The 2,837-nt window shown below is 41.8% G+C and carries 3 protein-coding genes; 1 reads left to right on the forward strand and 2 read right to left on the reverse strand.

The genetic code is table 11. The features are described 5' to 3' along the window. On the reverse strand, window positions 1–467 hold a 467-nt coding region (locus ACYTXL_RS29195), incomplete at its 3' end, for a CAP domain-containing protein (protein ID WP_461927685.1). A 320-nt stretch (window positions 468–787) separates the two neighbouring features. Further along, window positions 788–1,915, reverse strand: coding sequence for an acyltransferase family protein (locus tag ACYTXL_RS29200; RefSeq protein WP_461927686.1), 1,128 nt, complete (start codon window positions 1,913–1,915; stop codon window positions 788–790). Window positions 1,916–2,418: 503 nt separating this feature from the next. On the opposite strand from ACYTXL_RS29200, the gene ACYTXL_RS29205 reads away from it, so the two are divergent. Next, on the forward strand, window positions 2,419–2,837 hold a 419-nt coding region (locus ACYTXL_RS29205), incomplete at its 3' end, for a peroxiredoxin (RefSeq protein ID WP_461927687.1).

Here is a 2,837-nt window from a genome sequence, read left to right on the forward strand (position 1 = left end):
TTACCATAGCGGTTGATGCGAGTAAAGGGGTTGCTACCATCGCTACCATCATGACCTGTAGCACCTTTTGGTCCTTGGTCTTTAACGTGGTCTTTTGCACCTAAAGACATACCCTTAGATGCACTTAACCCTCCCACAGGATGTGCTGATTTCAGAAATGCGATCGCTTCATCGACTGCTTTGACTCCTTCTTGAGTTCGCAAATACGTATTATTAGAAATTTTGACTCGGTTCCCCTCAAAACGCTTTCTATAATTTTTTAGAATCGGGAGGTATGCTTTGGGATTTGTTCGTACTTTATTTGTTTCAATTATTACCTGTTGTTCCAGCGATGAAAGGTAACTCGCCTTTGCTAATAAAATCGGACTGGCTGGTTGAACTACTGCTGGGCTAGATTGAAAGAGGTGATTTGAGCAGCCAAATATTAGGAGAAGTGGCAAAAATACCCAAAATCTAATGCGACGCATTCATTACCTCACAATTATTTATATGGATTAATTTAGTGAATTAGAATAAATAAAAATTTTCTACACACAGAGAAGTTTGTAGACGCTTCTTTATATCTGTTGTAACCTAGCGAACACTCAAACGTAAAGTGCAAAAAAAGATTACACAAATAAAAATTTTGCATATTTGTATTTGACAGAAAAACGCAGAGTTTATATCATGTTCGTTCAAATAACTGTCATTGCGATCGCTCGTTCTCAGCGTTTCTGCAGGGTAGGGAAACAAGCTCAAAAAAAACCTTGCGATCGCGTCGTTTGACTCGCAATGACATATTCTCGTATTACACTTTGAGAAACCAGCGTTGGCGATACATCAAAACACCAACAGCCCACCACAATAACACGGTAACTAGAGCAAACAACAGGGAACCATTCAGGAGTCCCGCCCAAGATACGAAAAAATTCTGATAAATCCAATTGTAGGTGCTAGGAGCGTCTTTGCCTGTGCCAATAGTGGTTTTAACTAAGATTTTAATTAACAAAACGGATGGAACGAAAAGAGCGATCGCATTTAAGCCCATAATTTCAAAAGGTTTACTCCAGCGACGATTCAGCCGGACTTCGATCAGTTCATAACAAGCTGCTAGCAAAAGTAACGCCCAACCGTTGGTAAAAACTACATAGGAACTTGTCCACAGCTTTTTGTTGATAGGGAATGTCCACCCCCACGCCCAACCGATAATTAAACAACCAACTCCAAATAATCCTAACCCGATACTTGTACGTGACTGTACAGGTTGGCTGCGTATCCATTGTCCAGTGAAGTAGCCAGCGAGAACACTTACTATCGCCGGAATAGTACTGAACAGTCCCTCTGGATCTCCCATAAAGTTGAAACCATCACCTTTGTATAAATGTGCTTTGGGAATAATCAGGCGGTCAATATAAGCGCCAAAGTTACCTTCCCGGGTCAGAACTCCGGCACCATAATCCGGCACTGGTAGATAAATCATCGTTAGCCAGTAGCCAATGAGTAGCACTGCTGCCAGTATCCATTGACCTTTACGCGGCAGATTGAGAACAGCTAGGGAAGCCAGCAGATAGGTAATGCTGATGCGCTGCAACACTCCCATAATGCGGATACTACTCAAATCAAAAGTCCAAACACCCTGATTCCAAAAGCCATTTAGTAGTAATCCCAAGGCAAAGAGAATGGCGGCGCGGCGTAAGATACGCGAGTAAATAGCTGAGGTTGGTTTATTACCTTCGGTGTACTTTGACAGCGAGAAAGTCATTGCTACACCGACAATGAAGAGAAAGAAGGGAAATACCAAGTCAGTTGGTGTGCAGCCGTGCCAATCGGCGTGGGCTAAGGGAGGATATACATCATCTGCGACACCCGCCATATTGACGAGAATCATTCCAGCGATCGTAATGCCGCGAAAAACATCCAGTGAAGTCAGGCGCATAAACGGAATTTTATGTTAGATGAGTATCTAAGTTACTCCGCTTGATGCAGGTAATCAAGGAAAATTTATATACTTGGATACAAGGTAAAATTGGTTAGTTATGACCCTGTTCCTTCAAACTTAGCTCTTTTTAATACATTTGTATTATTGAATAGATTATTGACTAAACATTATATAATCTATACTTAGACGTAGGTTGGGTGGAGCGGAGCGCAACCCAACTGATTATCAGGATGTTGGGTTACGCAAAGCCTCTACCCAACCTACAATTTTTTCCAACATTTTGGCCTAGACAGTCCACTACAAGACTACCGAGATTTTTTCAGAAATCAAATATGATTCCTATATCATGATTTTACCATAATACACAAGCATCTAAATATAGAAATATGATCGCCTAACTCATGACTAGAAGTCACGAGTGTGCGGCTTGAAGAAATCAAGCAAAATTTATAGACTTGGATACAAGGTAAAATTTTGTTCAGTCAGTACCACCACTCGCTATGCCAATCAAAGTTGGAGATACCGCTCCTAATTTCAGTCTACCCGCCCAAAAGGGCTCAACAGTTAGCCTCCAAGATTTTCGCGGCAAAAAAGCTGTTGTCCTATATTTTTATCCCAAGGACGACACACCCGGATGTACGGCTGAATCTTGCGCCTTTCGCGATCAATATGAAGTTTTTAAAACTGCTGGCGCTGAAGTTGTCGGCGTAAGTGCTGACTCCAGCGAATCTCATCAGCGATTTGCTGCGAAGTACAATCTACCTTTTACTCTGTTAACTGACAAAGGCGACCAAGTAAGGAAGCTATATGGCGCAACAGCAGCTTTTGGCTTATTCCCTGGTCGCGTTACTTACGTCATTGACCAACAGGGAGTTGTGCAATACGTGTTTGATTCAATGTTTAACTTTAAAGGTCATGT

The organism is Nostoc sp., from assembly GCF_054880495.1.

Bases quoted from the DNA above. Each gene is read 5' to 3' on its own strand.
- ACYTXL_RS29200 (WP_461927686.1), bottom strand. From the start codon at position 1,915: ATGCGCCTGACTTCACTGGATGTTTTTCGCGGCATTACGATCGCTGGA.